This window comes from Paenibacillus alba, from assembly GCF_013204855.1.
GTDB lineage: Bacteria > Bacillota > Bacilli > Paenibacillales > NBRC-103111 > Paenibacillus_E > Paenibacillus_E alba.
Map to the genome: position 1 here is coordinate 1 of NZ_JABMKZ010000090.1, position 1,472 is coordinate 1,472.

The 1,472-nt window shown below is 42.4% G+C and carries 1 protein-coding gene; it reads left to right on the plus strand.

The features are described 5' to 3' along the window. Positions 1 to 96: 96 nt before the first annotated feature. Positions 97 to 1,425 (plus strand): IS3 family transposase, encoded by a 1,329-nt coding sequence (locus HQN90_RS37975; protein WP_173227985.1) that lies wholly within the window; start codon positions 97 to 99, stop codon positions 1,423 to 1,425. Positions 1,426 to 1,472: the final 47 nt, after the last annotated feature.

Genomic DNA, 1,472 nt, shown 5'->3' on the forward strand with positions numbered 1-1,472 from the left:
TACACTGGTACCCATAGTCTGGACACTTTGAAAAAGTGTTCAGACTGTGGGTATCTTTTTTTGTATACTAGAGTAAGCACCGGAGGGGATTACAATATGTCTAAGAAAATGTTTAGTGAGAAAGAACAAAAGAATTTATCAACGAATAAATACGTCATCCATATAAGCGATAAAGCAATAACCTATGCTGATGAATTTAAGCAGTTGTTCATCGATCAATACATGGCAGGTAAAACACCCAGAGAAATCTTTGAAGCAAACGGGTTTGATGTAAACATAATTGGCGTAGAGCGTTTAAAAGCATGCGTTAAGCGTTGGAAGAAAGCATACGCTGAGGATGGAGTCATTGGATTAGCAGACTCCCGTAAGGGATCATCTGGACGTCCCCTCAAGCGAGAACTAACGCAGGATGAAGTTATTGCAAGACAGGAAGCAAGAATTAGACTTCTTGAGTCTCAGGTGGAATTGTTAAAAAAGCTAGACACGAAAGAAAGGTTGCTGGTACCAAAGGGAAAGAACCTAAGTAAGAGTAATTTATTTGAGCTAATTAAAGAGACTGTAGGGCAGGGTTTAGGACGCACAACTAGCTACCTTTGCGACTTACTTCACGTTTCTCGCTCAGGCTACTACAACTACATGCAAGCTGTAGATACCCGCAAAGAGCGGTCTCTTTCGGATGCCAAAGCTGGAGAACTAATCAAGAAAGCCTTCAATAGAAAGGGCTTTAAAAAGGGATCTCGTTCAATTAAGATGACGCTTGAAAACGAGTTTGGCGTGATCTACAACTTGAAGAGAATCCGCAGGCTTATGAAGAAATTTGACCTCGTCTGTCCTCATAGAAAACCCAATCCTTACAAACGTATGGCTAAGGCGACTCAAGAACATCGAACGCTTCCCAACAGTTTAGATCGTGATTTTAAAAAAGGTGTTCCTGGACTTGCCTTGCTCACCGACATCACTTACCTCCCATACGGCCGCTCAGAGACGGCTTATTTGTCGACCATACTAGATGCATCAACGGGAGAGATCCTCTCTTACACCCTATCCAAAAGCCTTACGCTGGACATTGCTACAGACACGATTGAGGCACTCATGAAGCAAAGAAAATTGAAGTTGCACAAGAAAGCGTTCATCCATTCGGATCAAGGGAGTCATTATACGAGTCCCACATACCAAAAACTTTTGAAGCAAAAGGGATTAGGTCAATCGATGTCTAGAAGGGGGAATTGCTGGGACAATGCGCCACAGGAGTCGTTTTACGGTCATATGAAGGACCATGTTGACCATCGCAGCTGCCCAACATTGGCAGAACTACAACGTAAGATTGACGGTTACATCCGCTACTACAACAACAATCGATATCAATGGGGATTAAAAAAGATGACCCCTGTGCAATACAGGAATCATCTATTGTTAGCTGTCTAGATTTAAACTGAGTTTTTTCAAGTGTCCTTGACAAAGGGTCCAGATCA

Bases quoted from the DNA above. Each gene is read 5' to 3' on its own strand.
- HQN90_RS37975 (WP_173227985.1), top strand. From the start codon at position 97: ATGTCTAAGAAAATGTTTAGTGAGAAAGAACAAAAGAATTTATCAACG.